23 protein-coding genes and 1 tRNA gene are annotated in these 24,311 nt (G+C 34.8%); 17 read left to right on the top strand and 7 right to left on the bottom strand.

Annotated features, from left to right (window positions below):
- Window positions 1-131 precede the first annotated feature (131 nt).
- The 3 genes from fliE (at window position 132) to PH4a_RS17815 (ending at window position 2,102) form a co-directional block, all read left to right on the top strand.
- Window positions 132-443 carry a flagellar hook-basal body complex protein FliE gene (fliE, locus tag PH4a_RS17825; protein ID WP_064720349.1) on the top strand — a complete coding sequence of 104 codons (312 nt, stop codon included), beginning with the start codon at window positions 132-134 and terminating at the stop codon, window positions 441-443.
- A 502-nt stretch (window positions 444-945) separates the two neighbouring features.
- Window positions 946-1,731 carry a hypothetical protein gene (locus tag PH4a_RS17820; protein WP_129041702.1) on the top strand — a complete coding sequence of 262 codons (786 nt, stop codon included), beginning with the start codon at window positions 946-948 and terminating at the stop codon, window positions 1,729-1,731.
- Window positions 1,722-2,102 (top strand): HEPN domain-containing protein, encoded by a 381-nt coding sequence (locus PH4a_RS17815; RefSeq protein WP_129041699.1) that lies wholly within the window; start codon window positions 1,722-1,724, stop codon window positions 2,100-2,102. The genes PH4a_RS17820 and PH4a_RS17815 overlap by 10 nt, the downstream gene beginning before the upstream one ends.
- Window positions 2,103-2,217: 115 nt before the next feature.
- Here PH4a_RS17815 and PH4a_RS17810 read toward each other — a convergent pair whose 3' ends face one another.
- The gene (locus PH4a_RS17810; protein WP_129041697.1) at window positions 2,218-2,589 is read right to left on the bottom strand and encodes a nuclear transport factor 2 family protein; all 372 of its coding nucleotides are present in this window, start codon (window positions 2,587-2,589) and stop codon (window positions 2,218-2,220) included.
- Between the two features lie 177 nt (window positions 2,590-2,766).
- Between PH4a_RS17810 and PH4a_RS17805 the strand changes: the two genes are divergently transcribed.
- The 8 genes from PH4a_RS17805 to PH4a_RS17770 all read left to right on the top strand — a co-directional run bounded on the left by PH4a_RS17805 (window position 2,767) and on the right by PH4a_RS17770 (window position 7,933).
- On the top strand, window positions 2,767-3,108 hold the full coding sequence (locus tag PH4a_RS17805; RefSeq protein ID WP_129041694.1) for a GlpM family protein: 342 nt from the start codon (window positions 2,767-2,769) through the stop codon (window positions 3,106-3,108).
- Between the two features lie 195 nt (window positions 3,109-3,303).
- The gene (locus tag PH4a_RS17800) at window positions 3,304-4,263 is read left to right on the top strand and encodes a cytochrome P450 family protein (RefSeq protein WP_129041692.1); all 960 of its coding nucleotides are present in this window, start codon (window positions 3,304-3,306) and stop codon (window positions 4,261-4,263) included.
- The gene (locus PH4a_RS17795; RefSeq protein ID WP_129041690.1) at window positions 4,260-4,637 is read left to right on the top strand and encodes an antibiotic biosynthesis monooxygenase family protein; all 378 of its coding nucleotides are present in this window, start codon (window positions 4,260-4,262) and stop codon (window positions 4,635-4,637) included. The genes PH4a_RS17800 and PH4a_RS17795 overlap by 4 nt, the downstream gene beginning before the upstream one ends.
- Window positions 4,638-4,708: 71 nt before the next feature.
- Window positions 4,709-4,930: a DUF6500 family protein gene (locus tag PH4a_RS17790; protein ID WP_129041688.1), complete on the top strand. Its 222-nt coding sequence runs from the start codon at window positions 4,709-4,711 to the stop codon at window positions 4,928-4,930.
- A gap of 101 nt (window positions 4,931-5,031) precedes the next feature.
- On the top strand, window positions 5,032-5,247 hold the full coding sequence (locus PH4a_RS17785; RefSeq protein ID WP_064720341.1) for a hypothetical protein: 216 nt from the start codon (window positions 5,032-5,034) through the stop codon (window positions 5,245-5,247).
- A gap of 332 nt (window positions 5,248-5,579) precedes the next feature.
- On the top strand, window positions 5,580-6,713 hold the full coding sequence (locus PH4a_RS17780) for a hypothetical protein (protein ID WP_129041686.1): 1,134 nt from the start codon (window positions 5,580-5,582) through the stop codon (window positions 6,711-6,713).
- A gap of 243 nt (window positions 6,714-6,956) precedes the next feature.
- On the top strand, window positions 6,957-7,238 hold the full coding sequence (locus PH4a_RS17775) for a DUF2622 domain-containing protein (protein ID WP_129041684.1): 282 nt from the start codon (window positions 6,957-6,959) through the stop codon (window positions 7,236-7,238).
- Between the two features lie 236 nt (window positions 7,239-7,474).
- Entirely contained in the window at window positions 7,475-7,933 is a 459-nt protein-coding gene (locus PH4a_RS17770; protein WP_129041682.1) for a GNAT family N-acetyltransferase, read from the top strand.
- 126 nt (window positions 7,934-8,059) lie between these two features.
- Here PH4a_RS17770 and fliT read toward each other — a convergent pair whose 3' ends face one another.
- The 3 genes from fliT to fliD are packed head-to-tail and all read right to left on the bottom strand — an operon-like array spanning window position 8,060 to window position 10,281.
- On the bottom strand, window positions 8,060-8,413 hold the full coding sequence (gene fliT, locus PH4a_RS17765; protein WP_129041680.1) for a flagellar protein FliT: 354 nt from the start codon (window positions 8,411-8,413) through the stop codon (window positions 8,060-8,062).
- Between the two features lie 18 nt (window positions 8,414-8,431).
- Window positions 8,432-8,830: a flagellar export chaperone FliS gene (gene fliS, locus PH4a_RS17760; RefSeq protein WP_064720336.1), complete on the bottom strand. Its 399-nt coding sequence runs from the start codon at window positions 8,828-8,830 to the stop codon at window positions 8,432-8,434.
- A 20-nt stretch (window positions 8,831-8,850) separates the two neighbouring features.
- Window positions 8,851-10,281: a flagellar filament capping protein FliD gene (fliD, locus tag PH4a_RS17755; protein WP_129041678.1), complete on the bottom strand. Its 1,431-nt coding sequence runs from the start codon at window positions 10,279-10,281 to the stop codon at window positions 8,851-8,853.
- Window positions 10,282-10,668: 387 nt separating this feature from the next.
- Here fliD and PH4a_RS17750 point away from each other — a divergent pair, with 387 nt between their 5' ends.
- From PH4a_RS17750 to fliZ, 5 genes are all read left to right on the top strand, one after another.
- Window positions 10,669-11,832, top strand: coding sequence for a FliC/FljB family flagellin (locus PH4a_RS17750; protein WP_129041676.1), 1,164 nt, complete (start codon window positions 10,669-10,671; stop codon window positions 11,830-11,832).
- 311 nt (window positions 11,833-12,143) lie between these two features.
- On the top strand, window positions 12,144-13,262 hold the full coding sequence (locus PH4a_RS17745; protein ID WP_129041674.1) for a FliC/FljB family flagellin: 1,119 nt from the start codon (window positions 12,144-12,146) through the stop codon (window positions 13,260-13,262).
- A 153-nt stretch (window positions 13,263-13,415) separates the two neighbouring features.
- A complete protein-coding gene (locus PH4a_RS17740) occupies window positions 13,416-14,534 on the top strand; it encodes a FliC/FljB family flagellin (RefSeq protein WP_129041671.1) in 1,119 nt (372 codons plus the stop codon).
- A gap of 450 nt (window positions 14,535-14,984) precedes the next feature.
- Entirely contained in the window at window positions 14,985-15,707 is a 723-nt protein-coding gene (locus PH4a_RS17735; protein ID WP_036912728.1) for an RNA polymerase sigma factor FliA, read from the top strand.
- Window positions 15,708-15,765: 58 nt separating this feature from the next.
- Window positions 15,766-16,293: a flagella biosynthesis regulatory protein FliZ gene (gene fliZ / locus PH4a_RS17730; protein ID WP_064720291.1), complete on the top strand. Its 528-nt coding sequence runs from the start codon at window positions 15,766-15,768 to the stop codon at window positions 16,291-16,293.
- Window positions 16,294-16,710: 417 nt separating this feature from the next.
- Here fliZ and putA read toward each other — a convergent pair whose 3' ends face one another.
- Window positions 16,711-20,679, bottom strand: coding sequence for a trifunctional transcriptional regulator/proline dehydrogenase/L-glutamate gamma-semialdehyde dehydrogenase (gene putA, locus PH4a_RS17725; protein ID WP_129041669.1), 3,969 nt, complete (start codon window positions 20,677-20,679; stop codon window positions 16,711-16,713).
- 472 nt (window positions 20,680-21,151) lie between these two features.
- Here putA and putP point away from each other — a divergent pair, with 472 nt between their 5' ends.
- Window positions 21,152-22,636 carry a sodium/proline symporter PutP gene (gene putP / locus PH4a_RS17720; protein WP_129041667.1) on the top strand — a complete coding sequence of 495 codons (1,485 nt, stop codon included), beginning with the start codon at window positions 21,152-21,154 and terminating at the stop codon, window positions 22,634-22,636.
- 197 nt (window positions 22,637-22,833) lie between these two features.
- Here putP and PH4a_RS17715 read toward each other — a convergent pair whose 3' ends face one another.
- Window positions 22,834-23,673: a hypothetical protein gene (locus PH4a_RS17715; RefSeq protein ID WP_129041665.1), complete on the bottom strand. Its 840-nt coding sequence runs from the start codon at window positions 23,671-23,673 to the stop codon at window positions 22,834-22,836.
- A gap of 545 nt (window positions 23,674-24,218) precedes the next feature.
- Window positions 24,219-24,294: transfer RNA gene (locus PH4a_RS17710), tRNA-Lys, on the bottom strand.
- Between the last annotated feature and the right edge of the window lie 17 nt (window positions 24,295-24,311).

Raw genomic sequence — 24,311 nt, 5'->3', positions numbered from 1 at the left:
ACTTTTGCGTTAATTACTCGCTTTGGAATGAAGCCCCTGTGTTAGGGTATTACTCAGTAAGCGTGTTGGTTCACTTCCTTACTATGACATTGATTCAGTAATTGAATTAGATGATTAACGCAGAGGTTTATATGTCAATTCCAGCTATTGAAAGTGTTCTGGATAAAATGCAAATCCAGAGTTTACAAGCATCCAATATTGCTAAACCCCAGCCAGTACAGGCGGGATTCGCCAGTCAGCTTGTTCAAGCTGTAGGTAAAATTAATGAAACTCGAGTTAATGCGGCCAACAAAGTACAAGCGTTTACCTTAGGAACTCCTGGCGTTGAATTAAACGACGTTATGGTTGATATGCAAAAATCCAGCATTTCATTACAAATGGGTGTGCAAGTTCGTAATAAACTGGTTGCGGCATATCAAGAAATTATGTCTATGCAGGTTTAGTTTTGAACCATTTGATATTAATGATTTTATTTTTTATTAATATTAAGTGGGCACATAGGGGACATTGGCTCAGTTTCATTTATTGTTATGATACAATTTATTGATTATTATTAAATATGCAATAAACCATCCTATTTGCGCTATTTTTGAAAATGGGTGTCCCATTTTGTGTTTTGTATGTAGAGGCAGCGTTACGGATTAATTGATGCCATTTGGGGTGGGATTTGTTACATCTAAATATTATTTAAATATAAATAATATTATATTCTTGTATGTTACATCCTAAGATTTTCAATAAAAAATCTAAGTTAATAAAAAACACTTTATTAATAATTACATTAATAACTATATTATAAATAAAAATATAGTTATTAAGCTCTATTTTTTTATTTTGCGGTAAAAGCCGAAAATTTAATTCTCCTAGATTGTTAATGATATCGAAATATTTTAATATAGCAGAGTGTTTGCAGCACACCATGCCGAGATTAAAAGAGATATATATATGCAGCCAATTCATAAATCAGAAGAATTATTAAATTTGCTTCAAGATCAAATAGTACATGAAAACGTATGTACTGATTTTGAATTTATACAGTTTATTAGAGAAATAAATAAATATAGTATAGGGTTAGAAAAAAACTACCTTAAAGCGTTAGCTTATAGTTTATATAATAATATAGAACAAGCTATTAATTTTTTCGAATTATCTCTTCAGTTTAATAATGTAGATTATGCTAGGAACTATTTGGCAGTTATAAATCAGCGTTCATCGAATAAAAAATATTTAAAATTGCTATATCGTTTTGCTGATGAGTATGAATCAGTAAGTTTTACTCTATTAGCTTATCAAGCAAGTGTTTATACAGCTAATTTAAAACTGGCTGAACATTATTTAAATAAAATAAGCAAGTTGTCTAATAAAGAAAAAGCAGATAAATATAAAAATGATTTTGAAAGAACCAAGTCAGCATTATTAAAATATTGCTTCTTATCTGGATTAAATGAAGATGAATTAATGAAGTTGGTTAGTATGGCTATTTCAATTCTTGATAATCATCAAGTTAAAATTGTGGGGGTTAATTATACCAATGCTTCTGTGCATAATGAAGAATCTAATATATTTATTATGACCGCAGAATGCGATGATGCAGATATATTATCTGAAATGAATTTACAGTTAGCATCTGAGTTAGCCGAGCATAAAGAATTTTTAGGTAAAAACTTTAGTATATTTATTAATGGTGTTGATGATGTGTCTAAATTAAAGGAAGGTTTAACGTGGCTGTAACTTATATTGATATACTTTCTTTTGCTAAAGACTGTATAAATAGAGATGATGAAGTGGGTTATAGAAATGCAATATCTAGGGCTTATTATGCAGCATACCATTGTGTATACCCATTAATAAGATATGGGCCGAAAGGTAGCCATCAAGGTTTGATTAATTATCTTCTACAAGCAGATTCAGCGAAAAAAGAATCGTGCAACAAAAAGACATTGCTTGCTCTTGCTTATGCTATGCAAAATTTAAAAGGAATGCGTGTAATTGCTGATTATAGTCTAAATAATGAAAATATGAATAAGGTTAATGCTAGCTCAAGTATTATTACGAGTGAAAAATTGATAAATAAAATCAAAGAAATAAAATCAAAGAAATAACATTTATTAATAACTTATAATCGCGTTACATTTTAATATTATTGTTTTTGTATAGTTAATTTTAACGTAGATAGCTATTGCTATATTTATAATACTTTTTTTTAGTATTTTTTTATTATGTATCATTTTTGGCTGTTCCCTGATGAAATCTTAATTGCCAATGATGTTCTTTATTTTTTATCCATATTGAAGAACGATAAGTGATTTTTATTTTCTTCTTGTTTTCTAATTGATAACTGATATAAGTTAATAGCACTGTATCATTATTTAAATATGAACAGTGATAATTTTCAGAGTAAATATTTATTCTACAGTTTTCTAATGTTAGGCTATTTATGGTTTCCATTTTATTTACACTTACACCAGAGCGACAAATTTCAATAAAGTCGTCATGTAAAAGATTAACCACGATATCTGCATTTTTTCGATTAGTTTCTGAGTGAAGTATTTTTTCTTTTTTTATTAATTTATCATAAAGTATTTTCATTTTTTTATTTTCTCTTTTTTATTATTTGCTTATTACTATTTTATTTTACTTTTTTGCCTATTTATACAGTGTTTTGTGTGAAGTTAAAACTCAATCCTGACAAAATATAATTGACTCAGATTACATTTTGATCTTGTATATTGGTACCTCAATTTTTTCTATCGATAGACTAAACTAATGGGATTACTTGCTAAAGCGTTAATTGGTGCATTCGTGGTTGTGCTTATTGCGGTTTTATCCAAAACTCGCAATTACTATATTGCCGGGCTTGTTCCGCTTTTTCCTACTTTTGCACTTATTGCTCACTATATTGTCGGATCAGAACGTTCAATAGAAGCTTTGCGTACAACAATTATTTTTAGCATGTGGGCAGTTGTGCCTTATATGGTGTATTTAGTTTCGCTCTATTTTATGCTTAATTATGTCAAATTATTTACTGCACTAAGCGCCGCAGTTTTATGCTGGGTGATTGCTGCATGGATACTAATTTTGCTTTGGAATAGATTTCATGGTTTATAGTAGATTGTTACCTATAAAATCGATTGATTTTGCTAATAAATATTGAGCTGATCATCTTATTGAAATGGTGATAGGACAAGAAAGGGCTATTAGTGATATTTTATTTGCCTGCATCAATAACATTTCGTTGTATAACGAAGTATCGATTTTATTTTTAACTATCCTTATTTTCATCCAGAAAAATAAGGAAAAAAAATGTCAAAATGTCCTTTAAACACCTCTTCATTAAATAAATTAAAAAAATACTTAAATCATAATAATTATCGGGTACGACCTGAAGAGACTCCTGTACCTAAAATTATCCAACATAGCTTATTAGGTGATATATTTTCAAAGCTAATCAGAATGCGAGATGATGAAAAGAGAGAGCCAGTAAAGCAAGCACTAACTCAAGCTTTAAATAGTTATACTTATGACGCTATTTTTAACATAACACAAAATGTAGCTAAACAAAATTTGCCGAAAACAATAACTGCTGAGGGATTAAACACTTTTTTAGCAACATTGCCTGTTTATGTATTAGGAACATTATTAGGTTATAAACCAGAGCAATGGCAACAACTCGCTTATGATGCTCACCATTTTTCTTGTACAGTTCTTTCTTTACATATTAAACCCCATGAAATATCGGCTCAAATAGAAAGTGCTGAACGTCTTTACTCTCAGATTGAACAGCAAAATGGTGAACTTTTTGTACTGTTTTCTCAATATGCACAGCAACATAAAATTGTAGATAAATCATTACTTATAAGTAATTTAATGGGGCTATTTTTTCAAATTAGCGATAGCACCACAGCACTTATTGGATTAACACTAATTGAAACTCAAAAAGGAACTGAGCAAACTATTTCATCTTTGATTGAAAAAGTATTGAATGAAATAGTTCCGATAAAACAGACTAAACGTTTTAAGTCTCAAAATAACTCAGTAGATGAAATAGCAATACCTTTGTTAACACGTGACGGTGCTTTACCCTTTGGTTATGGCAAGCATCGCTGCCCTGGTGAACATATTGCTAGAGCGATGGGATGTAGTGCTGTTAAGTTTATTTTGCAACAAAAATACAATAAAGATTATTTTACACACTATAGATGGAAAACATCGACTAATGCACAAATTCCATTATTTTACTTAAAACAGGAATTATCATCATGATCGCAGTTATTTTTGAATTAAAAACGAACGAAGAACAACAGCAAAATTATTTAACCTTAGCTCAAGATTTAAAAAAAATATTAGTTAATATAGATGGTTTTATTTCAATTGAACGTTTTCAAAGTTTAAGTGATAACGATAAATTACTTTCACTCTCATTTTGGCAAAGTGAAAATGCGATTATGCAATGGCGTAATACTGAATTACATCGTATGGCTCAAGCCAGAGGGCGGCATTCTATTTTACAGCATTATCGCTTACGTGTTGCTAGCGTTATTCGGGATTATGGATTTAATGAAAGAGAAAATGCGCCTCAAGATAGTGTGTTATATCATCAATCATCAGAAAATGAGAAAAATAATAAACTATTCTAGATTCGTATTAGCGGGAAGTTATTAAATAAAGTTATTAAATAAAAACAGTAAAAATAAAAAAAGAACAATATATGAACAAAAGACTACAGGAAAAAATTATTCAAGTTTGTGACGATAAAATAGCGATAAAAGGTGAAAATGTCGGATTATCATTTTATGCCTTTTTTGCTAATAAAAATGACAAACCAGAATTACTGATGGAAGCAGCAAATTGGTGGATAATGACGCATAAATTAGATCACTTTGAAAAAGCGGTTAAAATAAAAGCACTTATTCAGTCTGAAATGTGTTAGAGCTACCATTATTGTTTTTTACTATTTAAAAAATTTTATTAAACCGAAGATAGTTGATTATTGTCACATTAAAGAGGGAAATAAACCGTTATGGTAATTCTATGATTAATAACGTAAACGGTGATGATATGGAATATTGGTTTATTGCGTATAAAGTGCGTTCCAGAAATGGTGATACCTACGCCGGACATAAAATAGTAGAAACTGAGAGTGGCATCTCACCTCATATTGCGTTAGAAAAAGCATGTCAGGAAGTGGCTGACGGAGCTCAAGCTGATATTCCTGCAGTACGTGTAGTTGCTTTTAATCGTCTCTAATAATTATCCTAATAAAAAGATCCCACTTTAGTGGGATTTTTTTTATTAAATCGTAACACCAATAACGCCCAATAAAATAAACAAGTGAATTTATTTAGCTAAATAGAATTAGTTAAGAAGATTTAAATAAAAAATTGATTTTATTGCATTTTTTATTTATTGAGCAATTAAATAAAATTTGATTTTGTGATCTGAGCTGTGTTAGTTCATTTTTTGCAATTGAATAAAAAAAGGTGAAAGGCTAATGTTTGTCTGGGCTAAGGAATAGCTCAAACATGGAAATAAAAATCAGAATAGTGATTTTTTAGTGACAATTAAAAGGATATTAAATTATGACAGTATTAACCGTTTATTTATGTGGTACAGGCTCAAATTCATTTGATAGCAATAATCCTACCTTTTGGCATGGCGAATTAGTGGCTACATTAGCACAAAATAATCAAGATCGTGAGTTTGCACAATGGTTTATTGTGGATGGTCCAGGAAGTGGCAATCTACAAGAAGATGACTTATGGATTGAAAGTCCTAATTATTCTGATCTGAAAGGCTCTTTATTTGGTAATGGTTGGGAAGAAAATGTTCAACACGCACTTTGTTTGATGAAAGGAAATTTCGACTGGCAACGTGAGAAATTAACAGAAGAACAATATAACCAACTAAAAAAAGCTGGTATTCCTATTGAAGATGTTAAAGTCACCGGTTCTTTTTTGTGGCGTAAATATGATTATGGCGACCGCCATATAACTCAGCAGCAACTTCAACAACAAATTATCCGTACTTTTCGTAAAGATGGCATCATTCCTACCCAAGTAAACTTAGTTGGCTGGAGTCGTGGGGGTATTACCTGCCATATGTTGGCAAATGCGATGCTGACAGATCCACAATTAAAAAATATTCCAGTGAATATCTTTGCTATAGACCCAGTACCTGGCCCATTAAATTTCCAACCTGAAAAAGTAACTTTGGGTAAAAATGTTAAAGAATATGTCGGATTTTATGCAAAAGATGAGCGCTCCAAAGGCTTTACTTGTGTTATTCCAACAATTGAATCTGAAACTAAAATGCATATTTTCCCTATTTCAGGGCGTCATGCTACGTTAGTGGGTAATGCTTCTTTAGATGGCGCTAATAGTGAAAATGGCTTATATGCTCCGGGTTTATTAGTACGTCATTTTGCAGAGGTCTGCTTAACGCGTTGGGGATGTGATTTAGCGAATAAGCTTGCATTAACTAATGAACAAATTAAAGAATACCATCTTGATATTCACCATAACCTAGATAAATACACCGCAATGCGCCGTAAAACCTATTCTATTTATGAAAGTACAGGTAACGACGAACGCAAAGTTTCATTAGGCAAACAGGGTAAAGCCTTCCCTGAAATTGTAGGGGCTCAATTTACACCGTTTAATGGATTAACTGCAGATTACTTATCAGATAATCATCTTTATGATGTAATTAAATAATAGATAAAAATATTTTTAATTCTGTGTAAATAAACTTAATTAAAACCATCGCCTGCTATTTTATTTAGTAGGCGATTTTGTATAAGGGCATTCAGTATAAAAATAAGCGATAAACTTAATGATAAATTGAAAATCACACTATTTATCACATTATTAGACTATGAAAATAGTTATCAATTTACTATATTGAGTAACGAGAGCTAACAGGATCTTATGGACATAGGCTTATTGTAGGAGAATACTATGCCTGAATTTACTGTTAGAGTTGAGCTTTCTGATACTGAAAATGCAGATTATGCATTGTTAACTCAAAGAATGCTTAAAGAAGGGTTTAAAAAAGAGATTTATGGACTGAAAGGTAAATATATTCTTCCACTGGCTGAATTTAATTATCAAACTGAAACACAAAATCATAGAGAAGTGATAGAGCTTGCTTTTTCTATTGCTGAAAAAATTGCATTAAATCCAGCAATTTTAGTGACTAAAGTAAAAAATAGAGCCTGGAAAGGGCTTGAACGGATTTGAAAATAATTTGGTGTTATATTTGTGATAAGTCACTAGAAACTGAGATAATCTTGATATAAAAAGGCTCGTGGGGAGTCTGTTATTACGTTGCTGTATCATTTCAAATGGTTAAACCAATAGCTAATCCAATAAATGTTAATGTAATGCGTTTAAATCTGTTATAAACAGCTAATAAATGCTGGCATTACTATGCTGTTTTACTTTTTTTATTATACCAAACAGGGAATAAAGAACTTATGAATTGGGTTTTAAAAACATTTTCACAGCTAACTTCAGATGAACTGTATGCTATCTTAGCCTTAAGAAATCAGGTTTTTATTTGTGAACAGCAATGTGCTTATCAAGATTTGGATGGTATTGATCAACAATCATTACATCTATTTGCTAATGATACGATAACTTCACAGTTAATCGCTTATGCGCGTTTATTGCCTCAAGGTATGGTATTTCCACAGGCATCAATAGGGCGGGTGCTTGTTGCTAAAGAGTATCGTGGTGGTGGCGTTGCTCATCAATTATTAAAAGAAGCCATTTCAGCATCTTTTAAACAGTTTAAAACCAATAGTGTAAAAATAATGGCTCAAACTTATTTAGTCGATTTTTATCAATCTCATGGTTTTGTTATCGACTCAGAAAGTTATCTTGAAGATGATATTCCTCATATCGATATGGTATTAATGCAGTCTAATAAATAAAATAACTTACAGATAAACCAGAAAAGAGTACGTTACCGATAACAAATTTAGCTGAATAAAAGTCTCTAATTGCTTAGATAAAAAGACGCCATTAGCTAGTAAACCGGCTTTTGGCGCAGAGGAACGTTATTTGAGATTAAGGTCAGGATAATAACTATGCTCTGTAAACTGACCATAGCTATTTTGTACCCTCTGCTCTTGTTCAGTCTGTCTAATTAACACACCGAGCTCATCTAACCTTGCCCGTAATAAATTTCGCGTCTCGTTTTCGTTTGCTAAGATTTTCTTTAATATATCAGTAAGTCGTTGTTGTAAACTTAGTTCACCATCTGCGGGTTTTATCATCTTAGTGATAGCTTCCACATTTTTTAGGTAGTCCATTTCCATTTCAATCAGCTTATCCCACTGATGATCCTTCGCAAGCGATAACATCTGCTCACTTAATTTCAGGACATGCTCGTAAGCCGCCATAATATCCATATTCTTGTCCACTCTAATTTAATAAGAATTAATCTGCGTGCCGATTTGTTGCCAAGCATCAGAGAGTTCTGTTAAGAGCTTGATGACTTCATGAATTTTTTCGGGATTATTTTTTAAGTTAGCATCTAGCAACTGACTAACCATATAGTCATAAAGAAGCTCCAGATTTTCTGCAAGCTCACCGCCTTTTTCCTTATCCAGACCTTGTTTTAATCCGTTGCCAATAATATTAATGGCTTTAGAAATATTTTCGCCTTTAGCGGCAATATTTCCTTGTTCCATTAATATTAAAGCACGGCGAAGGGCGCTAAGCGCCCCATTAAATAGGATCTGGATCAGCTGGTAAGGAGAAGCGTTTAAAATCTCGCTTTCAACGTCGATTTGAGCATACATTTTACTGGCTGATTGTTGATACATAATGTCCTACTTTAAAAAAATTAACCTAATAAACGACCAATAGAAGCACTTGAATTAGTCATGGAGTTAACCATTTTATCAAGTTGCTGGAATTGGTTTTTATAACGTTCCATGGTGGCCGCGATATTGCGCTCAGTATTTTTAATTTGTTTATCTAACGTTTTTTTCCGTTTTTTTACACCATCAGTGGCAATATCTAGGGTGCCATCTGTAGATTGCAGTGTTTTCTTCAGGAAATTATAAGTTTGAGTACCAAAGCCGGTCTCTTTACCATCACCCATAAAAAACTCTTTTACGTTAGCCGGTTTCTCTTTTAACGCATCATCGAGTTTTTTATTATCAATCTCTAAAGTGCCATCAACTTTGAATTTAATACCCATTTTATTCAGGGTATCCATATCTGATGTTGATTGAGAGCGAGTAATAAAGCTTTTTAGCTCAGACATAATCATACGGCTGGTGCTATCACCTAATAAAACACCGTTATCTTTAGCTGAATCTTCACCTTTTTCAACTTGGGTATATTTGGTGAGATCTTTATAAGTTTTGCTTAGCTCGTTATAAGCTTCAGTCCAGGCTTTTATTGCCTTTTTCATCGGCTCAATATCACGAGCGACGCTGACAATTTCAGGCTTATCTACGTTGTCTTTATTGTTGTCAGTGGTTTTTTTCAGATTTAAGACGATACCTTCAGGGGCATCTTTAATCTCATTGGTCTGACGTTCAATATCGATACCATTAATCGTTAGCTTTGCATTATTTGCAGCAACGATTTGTTTCATACCTTGTGTATGTTTAGCGCCATCAGGATCGGGTGAATTAGATAAAAATCTATTTAATTCATCATCACCTTCAACTTTAATGGTCATCATTGAGTCTGTTCCCTCTTTACGAGAGGTCAAAATCAAGTGGTTAACACCATCATCAGCTTTAACAATAGATGCAGAAACATTCCCTTCTTTTTTATTGATTGCATCACGCAATTCAATCATTGAAGTTTGTTTATCTGTTAATTCAATACGTAATGGTTCTTTTTCACCAGGTTGAGTAATAACTACAGTACGGGTATTACCTTCACCTAATGTTTTGCCTATAGGGCTTTTAACATTATTTACTGGAATCGATTTTAATGTTTGCGCATGAGCAAGTTCTTTCACAGATACGGTGTAGTTACCAATACTGGCTTTACCGTCTGTTGTTACTTTAAATGCGTCAAACTCATCTTCAACTTTCGTAGCCGTAATTTTGTCGAATTTTTTTAGATCTTCTGAAGCTTTTTGTAATTTATCAAGTTGTCCGCGAATTTTACCGTAAGCAGTAATTTGCGCTTCGTAACTTTTCATCTGTTTATCAAGGGGTTCGAGACGTTTATTTTCCGCCGCCTCTAATTGTGCCAATGTTTGGCTTAGAGGCATCCCTGAGCCCACGCCTAGTGAAGCAATACCAGCCATACTGGTCTCCTTTCTGTGTTCGTAAAATAATCCTCAAAAAACGTTATCGGTAGAATCGGCGAAAAGTTTACGTCTATTTGGTTTTTTTGATGAGTTAAACAGGCTGCCATATAGAAGCCATTTATTGCTATTGGTAACCAAAGCGCAATTTGGGGCGAAGTAAAACGACATTAGGTGAAAAGTGATAAAAATTTAATAAAAAAATAATAAATTAATTTCGTTATTTATCATTAACTTGATATCAATTCTATAAAAAATCGCAGAAATTTTTGTAGGAAAAGTTAAAGGTTATATTTGGGGTGCCGATAAACTTGTTGCCGGTGATTGACACCGTAAATGAATAGGCAAACTTTTATTTTATCGACTTGATTTTAAAGGAATCTAGCTATGGCACAAGTCATTAATACCAACTATCTATCTCTGGTAACTCAAAACAACCTGAATAAATCTCAGGGAGCTTTAGGAAGTGCAATCGAGCGTCTGTCTTCTGGTCTACGTATCAACAGCGCTAAAGACGATGCAGCAGGTCAAGCGATTGCTAACCGTTTCACTTCAAACGTAAATGGTTTAACTCAAGCAGCACGTAATGCGAACGATGGTATCTCTATCGCTCAAACTACTGAAGGTGCACTGAACGAAATCAACAACAACTTACAACGTATCCGTGAGTTAACAGTTCAAGCTAAAAACGGTTCTAACTCAGAATCAGATATCAAATCAATCCAAGAAGAAGTTGGTGAGCGTTTAAAAGAAATCGACCGTATTTCTGAACAAACTCAATTCAACGGCGTTAAAGTACTGAGCGGCGAAAAAGAAAAAATGACCGTTCACGTTGGTACTAACGACAAAGAAAAAATTGAATTTGACCTGAAAAAAGTTGACAGCAAAACACTGAAAGTTGACGAATTAGAAGTTGGCGCAGAAGCATTTGGTGGTGTTAAAGCTGCTGATTTAACTGCTAAAACTGCTGTGCAATTAGCTCCAGCTGAAGCTGGTGTTGGTGCGGTTGCTGCTGACTTAGGTGAAATTACAACTAATTACGGTGGTAAATCACAAACTGTAACAGTTGATAGCGCAAGTGTTGATAAAAATGGTCAACATTATATCACTGCTAAACTTGAAGATGCTGATGGTGTAAAACAAACTGTTACTTTTAAAGCAGATATGAAAGTAACTAACCCAGCAACAGATACTGATGCTAAAGAAATCAAATTCACTGTTGGTAGCGAAGTTAAAGTTGCAACTGCTGATGACGTAACTAAATCAGAAGCTAAAGCTGAAGCTCAACTGAAAACGTTAGACGAAGCAATCAACACTGTTGACGGTATGCGTTCTTCTTTAGGTGCGATTCAAAACCGTTTTGAATCAACTATCAACAACCTGAACAACACTGTTAACAACTTATCTGCTGCACGTAGCCGTATCTTAGATGCTGACTATGCAACAGAAGTTTCTAACATGAGCCGTGGTCAAATTCTGCAACAAGCGGGTACTTCAGTACTTGCTCAAGCAAACCAAGTACCACAAACAGTTCTGTCTCTGTTACGTTAATTCGTACCCTGACACAAAAGATACCTTTCTATATTTAAAAGGTCCTCGTAAGAGGGCCTTTTTTTGTTTTATTTTTATATTTAACTCTACTTTTTTTAGTTTTATTTTTTCTTCCAATCTATTTTTCTTTTTTCTGCAATAAATTATTCCTTACAAATTAACTGACTGGCTTTTTTTGCTATTTTAGTGACGCCAAAAATCGTAAAACCTTCAGGATTGATGACGATAGTGTTTAGGCAAGGTTATTACAGAGACGTAGTAACCAACCTATTCATTAAAAGCATTTTAAAATCAAGTCAAAGGAATATCGTATGGCACAAGTTATTAATACTAATGTTCTGTCATTAGTTACTCAAAATAATTTAAATCGCTCCCAAAGCAAATTAGGAACTGCAATTCAACGTTTATCTTCTGGCTTGCGTATTAATAGCGCCAAAGATGACGCTGCAGGACAAGCAATATCAAATCGTTTTACTGCAAATATTCAAGGTTTAACTCAGGCCGCACGTAATGCGAATGACGGTATTTCTATTTCACAAACTACAGAAGGGGCATTAAACGAAATTAATAATAACCTTTTGCGTGTGCGTGAATTAACCGTGCAAGCAAAAAACGGTTCTAACTCTGAGTCAGATATTAAATCTATTCAAGAAGAGATTAATCAACGTACCGCAGAAATTAATCGTATATCAGAACAAACCCAATTTAATGGCGTAAAAGTCTTAAGCGAAGATAGCCAATTAAATTTGCAAGTGGGTGCGCTGGATAAAGAACAAATCAGTGTTGATTTGAAAAAAACGGATGCAACCACATTGGGTATTGATAAATTAGATCTATCAGTAAAAAGCCAAGTCGGTTCTAAAGCAACTGAAGTTGAGGTAACTGTTGGTTCAGGTACTACTGCAACAAAAGAGATGCAAAAATTAGATACAACGGATTTGGATAAAGAAGTTACCAATAATAATTGGAAAAGCTACGATATTTCTTATGGTGTAGATGCTAATGGTAAAGATGATAAATCTATCTTGGTCGTTCATAGCGTTGATAAAAACGGTAAGGATGACTATTTTAGTCTCCCTGCAGTAACCGGTGCTACAGCAGGTGCGACGGTCACAGTAGCCGCAACAGGTACGGCTATGACTGTCGATGCAGCGAATGAAAAACCATTAGCGACATTAGATAACGCCCTTGCGCAAGTCGATGGCCTGCGTAGCTCAATGGGTGCGGTACAAAATCGTTTAGAGTCCACTGTTAACAACTTAAATAATACCGTGACTAACTTAACAGCGGCAAATAGCCGTATTCAAGATGCGGACTATGCAACTGAAGTGTCTAATATGAGCAAAGGCCAAATTCTACAACAAGCCGGCTCAGCGGTATTAGCACAAGCAAATCAAATGTCTCAAAACGTATTATCGTTATTAAGATAATAAGACTAATTAAATCTTATTTTGCCTATTAATTTATTTTTAAATACAAAATTACTACTTATCTTTAAATAAAGTATTTGATTGGGTATTTAGGAGTTTAATTAATAGGATTAATTAAATTTTAGCTAGATGATAGCTAATATAGGAATATTTATGGCACAAGTTATTAATACTAATGTTCTGTCATTAGTTACTCAAAATAATTTAAATCGCTCCCAAAGCAAATTAGGAACAGCAATTCAACGTTTATCTTCTGGCTTGCGTATTAATAGCGCCAAAGATGACGCTGCAGGCCAAGCAATATCAAACCGCTTTACTGCAAATATTCAAGGTTTAACTCAAGCCGCACGTAATGCGAATGATGGTATTTCTATTTCACAAACTACAGAAGGGGCATTAAACGAAATTAATAATAACCTTTTGCGTGTGCGTGAATTAACCGTGCAAGCAAAAAACGGTTCTAACTCTGAGTCAGATATTAAATCTATTCAAGAAGAGATTAATCAACGTACCGCAGAAATTAATCGTATATCAGAACAAACCCAATTTAATGGCGTAAAAGTCTTAAGCGAAGATAGCCAATTAAATTTGCAAGTGGGTGCGCTGGATAAAGAACAAATCAGTGTTAATTTGAAAAAAATGGATTCAACCACACTGGGTATTGATAAGTTAGATTTATCAGCAAAAAGTCAAATCGGCTCCAAAGCAACTGAAGTTGAGGTGACTGTTGGTTCAAGTACTCCTGCAAAAAAAGAGATACAAAAACTTGATACTCAAAAGTTAGATAGCGATGTGAAAGCAGGCACGATTAAAAGTTATGATATTTATTATGCAAAAGGTGCTGATGGTAAAGATGATAAATCTAAACTGATTGTTCACACGGTTGATGGTAAAGGTGTAGAAGGCTATTTTGATGCCAAAGTGACTCCTGGTACGACTGGTGCGCCAGCCAAAGTGGAAGCAACTACAACTGCAGCCGCAAATGTAGATATGGTAAATGAAATGCCACTCAATGCCTTAGATAACGCCCTTGCGCAAGTCGATGGCCTGCGTAGTTCAATGGGTGCGGTACAAAACCGTTTAGAATCCACTGTTAATAACTTAAATAATACCGTGACTAACTTAACGGCTGCCAATAGTCGTATTCAAGATGCGGATTATGCAACTGAAGTGTCTAATATGAGCAAAGGCCAAATTCTACAACAAGCCGGCTCTGCGGTATTAGCACAAGCAAATCAAATGTCTCAAAACGTATTATCGCTCCTTCGTTAATTCAAAATAAGTTGTTTCTTTATTTGATCTCTTAAACACTCACTATAGAAGATGTAGTGGGTGTTTTATCATCGATTAGATAGGTTTTTTAATCAATTATCTTGGCGTGGTTGAAAGCAATATTAAGAATGTTAAATCTCACAAAATAAAATTATATGATTTATATGTTATTTTTTTATGAACAGAATGCAATTTCTATGAGCTGATTTCTTTTAATGAGAGAAAGTATCAATTTAATTAACGGTTTTTCTAAGGATTAGTCACTAATGTTTTAGGGTAAAGTAGTTCTCGTAATGCAATGACAAATTAATTTATCAATGAAAACCCGATTTTCTCTGAAAATTTGGCATAGGTGAAAAAGAGGCGCTTTTGCTTCACTGTTCAACCGATTGCTGAATCTATTTCGCCGGATAATGGTTTCCGGTCTTTTATCCAAAGGTGTCTTTTGTTGTGAGTGATTTGTATACCGCCGAAGGCGTGATGGACAAAAATAGCCTCTGGGAGCGATATGTCCCCTTGGTTCGCCATGAAGCATTACGATTACAGGTCAAGTTACCTGCGAGTGTGGAATTGGATGATCTCTTGCAAGCGGGTGGAATAGGGTTATTAAACGCCGTTGAGCGTTATGACTCAATGCAGGGTGCTGCATTTACCACTTATGCTGTTCAACGTATTCGTGGCTCAATGTTAGATGAGCTACGCAGCCGCGACTGGGCGCCACGCAGTGTGCGCCGAAATGCCAGAGAAGTAACACATTCAATTCATCAACTAGAGCAGGATCTAGGACGACCACCATTAGAACAGGAAGTTGCTGATCATTTGCAGATTGAGTTAGCAGAATACCGGCAGATCCTATTGGATACGAATAACAGCCAATTGTTCTCTTATGACGAATGGCATGAAATTTACGGTGAAAGCTGTGAACCGTCTCAAGACGAAGATCATGATGACAATCCATTACAGATGTTATTAGAAAGTGATATTCGCCAAAGAGTCATAGACGCGATAGAATTGCTTCCCGAAAGGGAAAAAATGGTTCTTACTCTGTATTATCAGGAAGAACTTAATTTGAAAGAAATAGGCGCAGTGCTTAATGTCGGGGAATCCCGCGTAAGCCAGCTACACAGCCAAGCAATTAAAAGGCTGCGAGCACGCTTAAACCCAGAGAAATAGAAGTTTTGCTTATTTTTGTTTTTGTTTATTAAGACTACAACACAGGGCTTTATCTCTTATGTCTGTTTCAACACAAAAGAAACGGCCTCTAAGCCGTTATATTAAAGACTATAAACACAGCCAGACCCATTGTTTACATTGCCATAAGGCGCTTGATCGTATTTCGCTCGTATTCAATCGCCAAGTTATTAATAAAGAAGCCATTTCTGAAATGACTGATTTAATTGATGATGAAACGTGGGACTCTCTGCAAGAGAAATTTTCTGCGCTGTGCCGTTTTTGTAGTGAGATTTACTGTAATAGTGAAACTGATTACTTTGACATTATGGCTTTTAAACAGTATCTATTCGAGCAAACGGAAATGAGCCACAGTACTGTTCGTGAGTATGTGGTGCGTTTACGTCGTCTTGATGAATTACTGACTTCAACTAATTTTCCTCGTCAAGAGTTTACGACAGAGAAAATTCAGTCAGACTTGAGTAAAAAGCTCACTCCCTCTGCATTTAGTAACTACAACATTGCGTTGCGTAAGTATGAGCAATATCTCGATTGGTGCCAAGAGCCTCCATCGTTAAGTAGCCACTAATCACTATCAAGAGAGACCTGAAAAGGAGTAGCATTGCCTACTCCTTTTTTATTACTTATTTTCCTGCTTTCCTTTTTTATCCGTTTTATCTATTTCTTTTTATTCTAAATTTTTCACTAGATCTTTATTATTATTAATTTAATAAATAAAAATGCGCCCCGATGGAGCGCAAATAATACAAGTATTCATAATGACGTATTTATATCAATCTTGATGTTGATATTTGATTAAGTATATTTATCGGAATTAAGAGACACTAACCATAAATAGTTAAAAGGTGAGTGCTATCACAACCTTTCATTAAATAGCGGTATTTTTTGTCAATAGAACCAGAAATAGATAATAAAAAAACCACCTTTAATAAAAAATAACGTTAAAGGTGGTCTAAAATTTAAGGAGAGAAAGAGAATTTGTTAACTAGCTAATTGTCATTAAGCTTGCATTACCGCCAGCTGCAGCCGTATTAATGCTGAGGGCTCGCTCGTGTAATAAACGTTCTAACAATAAATTTGTCTCATCTCTAGCGAATCCTTGTACTGAAATGATAGCACCTTTACGTTGCGCTATTTTTTGACAAATTTCTTTAAGTTGATCGCAATCACCATGATAAATAACGGCGTTAATTTTAACTGAATCATCATCCCATTTATCAGTAAGAGTGATAGATTTCCTAACGTCATCCGGTAATTCACGATATGTTTTTTGCGAGAATGCACTGTTAACCACAATGGCATGACAGCCTGAAGCTAATACTCCTGCTATTTGGCTAAAGCCATCTTTTTCGTTATCTGCAATGCAAAGTACATTGCCACAAGGAACTAACTGATAAGTATTACGTTCACCAGTCGGACCTGGTAATACACGCAATGTGCCTGTCTGAGAGGCAGCAGCGTAATCTTCTAATGCAGCATAATGCGTTTTTTCAACTTTGTTCACTAACCATGCCATAAAGTTATGATAGGTTTGCAACAAACTATTACGCATTGAAGTATCAAGAGGGAGATAAGCATCTTGGCGCGATAAGGTTTGTGTTGTCGCATTTTCAGGGCGTTTAGATAATAAGCGATATAAATAAGCAGGCCCACCCGCTTTAGGCCCCGTACCTGATAATCCTTCACCACCAAAAGGCTGAACACCTACCACAGCACCTACCATATTTCGGTTTACATATAAGTTTCCTACTTTTGCATGAGTAGCAATATACGCAATAGTTTCATCAATACGAGTATGAACGCCCATAGTTAAACCATAACCTGTGGCATTAATCTCATTTAATAAAGTAGGCAAATCTTGGCTTGCGTAGCGAACAACATGTAAAACAGGACCAAAGATCTCTTTTTTCAGTGAACTGACTTTATCTAACTCAATTAAAGTCGGTTGAACAAAAGTACTATTGTTCTCGATATGTTTCGGCAAACTATTATGAGTCGCTTGATAAACAGAACGCCCTTCAGTACGCATCGCTTGGATATGGCGGTCAATACCTATTTTTGCTTCTTTATCAATAACTGGACCAATGTCGGTTGATAAAAGACTTGGGTCGCCAATATTTGCTTGAGCCATCGCACCTTTAAGCATTTCAATTGTGTGATCAGCAACTTCTTCTTGAATACATAAAATACGTAATGCTGAGCAGCGTTGACCCGCACTATCGTAAGCGGAGGCCATTACATCGGTTACTACTTGCTCAGTGAGTGCTGAAGAATCAACAATCATGGCATTTAAGCCGCCAGTTTCGGCTATTAAAGGAACTGGACGACCTTCACTATCTAATCTACCCGCTAGTGTTTTTTGTAAAATATGAGCAACAGCGGTGGAGCCAGTAAACATCACACCACGAACACGGTCATCAGCAACTAAGTGTGCGCCAATCGTTTCGCCTTGCCCTGGTAATAATTGTAATGCAGCGTGAGGAATACCTGCTTGATGAAATAATGCAATTGCTTTAGCAGCAATTAGAGGAGTTTGCTCAGCAGGTTTGGCTAATACGGTATTTCCTGCCGCTAATGCCGCAGCAATTTGTCCACTGAATATTGCTAATGGGAAATTCCAAGGGCTAATACAAACCACTGGCCCTAAAGGCCGATGGGTATTGTTATCAAAGTCTTTTTCAACCTGAGCGGCATAATAATAGAGAAAATCTATTGCTTCTCGTACTTCAGCTATCGCATTGTTATACGTTTTGCCAGCTTCTCGAACGAGGATCCCCATTAATGGACCCATTTGCTGTTCCATTAACTGAGCCGCGCGAATTAAAAACGCAGCGCGTTCTGCTGGTGGTGTTGCAAACCAAATCTCACCATTTTCTTGAGCTATCGTTAAGGCAAAATCAGCTTCAGCTTGTGTTGCTTCGCGGACAGTTCCTACAATATCGGCATGATTTGCTGGGTTTAGTACTGATTGAGATATTAATGATGTTTCTGGTTGACTAAATTCACCACCAAGTATTGGCTCACAGTGCATTTTTTCTGTTGCTGACGTTAACAAGGCACTAGAGAGAGATGCCAAACGATGTTCATTCGACATATCAAGACCTTGAGAATTTTTACGCTCATCACCATAAAGCTTATCAGGCAGTGGAATTCGAGGGTGAGAAAGTCCAACGTGACCTTCTGTTTGAGCCATTTTATTGACTTCTTTAACAGGGTCGGCGACCAGTTCATCTAACGAAATTGTGGTATCAGCAATACGGTTAACAAATGAAGTATTAGCTCCATTTTCTAATAAACGACGCACTAAATAAGCTAATAACGTTTCATGAGTACCAACGGGGGCATAAATACGGCAAGGGCGACCTAATTTACCTTCAGCTATTTTACCTACAACCTGAGCATAGAGAGGTTCGCCCATACCATGTAAACATTGAAATTCATATTGACCCGGATAATAGTTTTGTCCAGCTAAATGGTAGATCGCAGAAAGAGTATGCGCATTATGTGTTGCAAACTGAGGATAAATAAAATTAGGTGAAGACAGTAATTTCTTTGCGCAAGCAAGATAAGAAACGTCGGTATACACTTTGCGGGTATATACAGGATAATCTTCAAGCCCGTCAATTTGAGCGCGTTTAATTTCACTATCCCAATATGCGCCTTTAACTAAGCGAACCATTAACCGACGACGGCTACGTTGTGCTAAATCAATTACATAATCAATGACTAATGGACAACGTTTTTGGTAGGCCTGAATAACAAAACCAATACCATTCCAACCGGCTAATTCTGGCTCAAAACAGAGTTTTTCTAATAAATCGAGAGAGATTTCTAATCTATCGGCTTCTTCGGCATCAATATTTATGCCGATATCATATTGTTTAGCTTGCAGTGTTAAAGAAAGCAGGCGAGGGTAAAGTTCAGACATAACACGTTCATATTGCGCACGGCTATAACGAGGATGTAATGCTGATAGTTTAATGGAAATTCCCGGGCCTTCATAAATACCTCTACCATTAGAGGCTTTACCAATTGCGTGAATTGCTTGTTGGTAAGAGACTAAATAATCTTGGGCATCTTTTTCAGTTAAAGCAGCTTCACCTAACATGTCATAAGAATAACTAAATCCTTTTTCTTCTAATTTACGCGCATTAGCAAGAGCCTGAGAAATTGTTTCTCCGGTAACAAATTGCTCACCCATCAAGCGCATTGCCATATCAACGCCTTTGCGGACAAGCGGCTCACCACTTTTAGTTAAAATACGATTGAGTGAATTAGATAGTTTTTCCTCGTTATGTGTTGAAACTAATTTTCCAGTAAAAAGTAATCCCCAAGTTGCAGCATTAACAAACATAGATTGGCTTTGGCCTACATGTGAACGCCAATTTCCATGGCTAATTTTGTCACGAATAAGCGCATCTCGAGTTGCTTTATCTGGAATACGCAATAAAGCTTCAGCCAGACACATTAAAGCCACCCCTTCTTGAGAAGAGAGCGAAAACTCTTGTAGCAATCCTTGAACTAGTCCCGAACGACCAATACCATTTTTTTGTTTTCGTAGTTTTTCTGCAATGGAATAAGCCAGTTTATGGGTTGCTTGTGCTTGATTCTCAGGCAGTGTTGCTTGTTGTAATAACATAGGAACTGCTTGTGTTTCTGGTGTGCGATAAGCAGAAGTAATTGCTGAGCGTAAAACTGATTGAGGATGAATATGTTCAGCAAATTCTAAGAATGGTTGATAATACATTGCTGGAATATCAGTGTTTTCATCAATATCTTGTGCTGCGAGCACTGAATCTGTTAATACCAGCTGATTATTATCAATTTGTTCAAGATAATTAAAAATTGCCTGTTTAATTAACCAATGTGATGTTCTATCTAATTTTTGTGCCGCATTTTTTAATCGATTACGGGTTTCTTCATCAAGCCTGACACCCATTGTTGTGCTACTCATGCAGTGCTCCTCATATCGTACATCTTATCCAACATGGCACAGTTACCAGTTATTTTTATTAATATCATTCATGTTGCAACTTTGTGCAACATTGTTAACAATATTTTTATAAATAATGTGAAAATAGTCAGGTTTTATTTTAGATGGAAAATATAATAATAACAGAAAAAATAAATAATATTTATATTTCAATTGATTATATTCTAGTGGTTTTAGAGGAGAGTTTCTTCATTTGTTCTAATCCAGACGAATAGTGTGAAGTTACATACAAAAATTAAACATTTAAAGGTTAACATCTTGTTAAAACCATCAGATTTATTCTAGGATTGGTGTGAATGGTTTATTTGTTTCTGTAAGAAATTATTTTAATTAAAAACTGATAAGGTCATTTGTGTGCAACTAAGTGCAACGTTCCTGTACCCAGTGAAAGCATATCAATTGATCGTAAACAGATTGATGGAGAACTGCAATTATGGCTTTAAATTCGCCAATGCTAATTACATTTACGATCTATATCTTAGGTATGCTTTTTATCGGCTATCTTGCATATCGATCAACAAAAAACTTTGATGACTATATTCTTGGAGGTCGCCGTTTAGGGAGTGTGGTAACTGCTCTTTCTGCAGGGGCTTCGGATATGAGTGGCTGGCTGTTAATGGGATTACCCGGTGTCGTTTTTTTTGCCGGGATCTCAGAAAGCTGGATTGCGATAGGATTATGCCTTGGTGCATGGTTAAATTGGCGTTTGGTTGCTGGTCGATTACGCTTGCAAACAGAAAAAAATAATAATGCTTTAACGTTACCTGATTATCTTACTTCACGTTTTGACGATAAAAGTAAAATGTTACGTATTATTTCAGCATTAGTTATTTTGGTTTTCTTTACTATTTATTGTGCTTCAGGTGTTGTTGCTGGTGGTATGTTATTTGAGTCAACTTTCCATATTCCCTATCATGAAGCCATGATTTATGGCGCATTAGCGACAATTGCTTATACCTTTCTTGGTGGTTTTCTTGCGGTTAGTTGGACTGATACTGTTCAGGCAACTTTAATGATTTTTGCGCTTATTCTTACACCTATTATTGTTATTTTCTCCATTGGTGGAATAGATACTTCTATTGAGATCATTAAAGCTAAAGATCCTTCTTATCTTGATATGTTTAAAGGTCTTGATTTTATCGCCATTATTTCTTTATTAGCTTGGGGATTAGGCTATTTTGGACAACCACATATTTTAGCTCGTTTTATGGCCGCTGATTCAAATCAAACGATCCGTAAAGCGCGTCGTATTGGTATGACATGGATGATCCTCTGTTTAGGAGGTACTGTTGCAGTAGGATTTTTTGGTATTGCTTATTTTGAGCTAAACTCAGCACAAGCTGGCCCAGTGATGGCTAAAAATGAACGTATCTTTATGGAATTAGCTTCATTGCTATTTAATCCGTGGGTGGCAGGTGTATTACTTTCGGCAATATTAGCTGCAGTAATGAGCACACTGAGTTGTCAACTTTTAGTGTGTGCAAGCGCATTAACCGAAGATTTGTATAAACCTTTTATTCGTAAAAATGCGAGTCAAAAAGAACTGGTTTGGGTCGGCCGTGGAATGGTGTTATTAGTGGCTATTATCGCAATATTTCTAGCACGAGACCCTGAAAATAAAGTTCTCGATTTAGTAAGTAATGCGTGGGCTGGCTTTGGTGCTGCATTTGGTCCGGTTATTTTGATTTCAGTAACATGGAAACGAATGACTCGTAATGGTGCATTTGCTGGTATGGTAATTGGCGCATTAACGGTATTAGTGTGGATGCAGTTTAAATGGTTTGGTCTATATGAAATTATTCCTGGCTTTATTTTTGCCTCTATCGCCATTATTGCGGTAAGTTTGATGGGGAAAGCGCCAAGTGCTGAAAATCAGCAACGTTTTAATGAAGCAGAAACAGAATATCAAAATACTTAATAATTAATTTGAGTTTATAGCTTATATAGAATACCGCCCATTAGTTTAATCGGCGGTATTTTTATGGAAGTATTAGAAAACATCTTTGGGGGAAATTAAGATAATTGGTAAAGTATAAACCAGCCTATTGATTTCTATTAGCCTGGTTTTATTTTAGATATCTTTATAACACATTGTAAATAAAGTAATATTGAAAATCATTCATAGTATTCAAACCGATTGTGTATTACGGCTTTACTGTAATTAACCACATTATCATCGAATTTAATGGTACTTTCTAAATCCCAAGTTAAACAGTTATTATATTTATCCCATTCAAGACAAGTAAAATCATAGGTTTTTAATTCATCAGAAAAACCTTTAACTGATTGTGTCTGGCCTAATATTTTGCCATTTTCATCATATTTAAAATTCAATGTAACGATATTATCTTCTTCCGATTTCAATAGTCTTTTTTGAGCATTATATTCGTAACTAATCGTTTTTTTCTCTGTATCAAGCGGGTCTTTTATCTCTATCGTTTCTAAAGTAATTCTATTATCTTTTGTTGTAAATTGAGATAAGTCTTTACCAATAGGTTCACCTGCAGCGTTGTAAAAGGTGGATACCTTTTTGTCGAGTAAATTTTGACTATTTTTACTGAATATCTCATGTATATAGAAGGTATGGGTATAATCACGATTCTTTAACTGATATTTATATTTAAAATCGTAAGGTGTATTTTCAGACATTCTAATAATATTGCTTTCGATATTACCAAATGTATATTCTTGCAATGAAGCGTGGTATTTAGTGAGGCTACCGCATTCATCAAATTTTATTTCACTTTTGATCGCTTTAAATCTACCATCTGGAGGAAGCGTACTTGTCGTAACGATAGATTTTATTGGACCTGTAAATGCTTCTAAGGCAACAATTGTGTTATTGGCAAAGTTTATATCTTTGTCTACTTCATTGCATTCGGCAGATGCATTCGCTAATAAAGGGAAAGAAGAAAATGCAAAAAATGAGAAGGTGAGTAGTAATCGTGATTTCATAAAGCTATCCATGTTGTAATGATCAGATTAGGAATGCAAATCAGTTGAGTTGCTCCCATTGCATTATCAAATAGTATAAATGAAATAGATTATTTTAGTAACAATGTGAGCTATTGATATTACTTTAATAAGTAAATTCACTTATCAGCAATTTTTGTTAATATATACAGTGGTAAATTAATATTTTTATCTATTTTCTAGATTAAATTCTATTTTTTAAAAATAAAAATTACATATTGAAATCAAAGCTGAAAATAATAAAAATGCATTACTTAAAATAGAGTAAATTATCTTTTTGATAAAAAAGGTTTTTTTATCGACGCTGCCTATTTTTATGGTTAAATATGCTGATTTATTTTATTTTTGCAGATTATAATAAAACTCTTTTTATGGTGAAAAAAGAATATTTAACTAAATAATAATAAATCATTTAATTAGTGAAAAAGATGCGTAATTCTGTCGCCATCTTGTCGCCACTTTCTTCCAGATACAAAGAAGCCACTTATTAATAAGTGGCGTAACCGTCTGATTTATCAGCTTAAATTTGGTGGGTCGTGGGAGGTTCGAACTCCCGACCAATTGATTAAGAGTCAACTGCTCTACCGACTGAGCTAACAACCCGATGCATTGATTATTCT

It is taken from the genome of Proteus hauseri, assembly GCF_004116975.1.
GTDB classification, from domain to species: Bacteria; Pseudomonadota; Gammaproteobacteria; order Enterobacterales; family Enterobacteriaceae; genus Proteus; species Proteus hauseri.
This window is presented reverse-complemented; position numbering and strand designations above follow the sequence as displayed.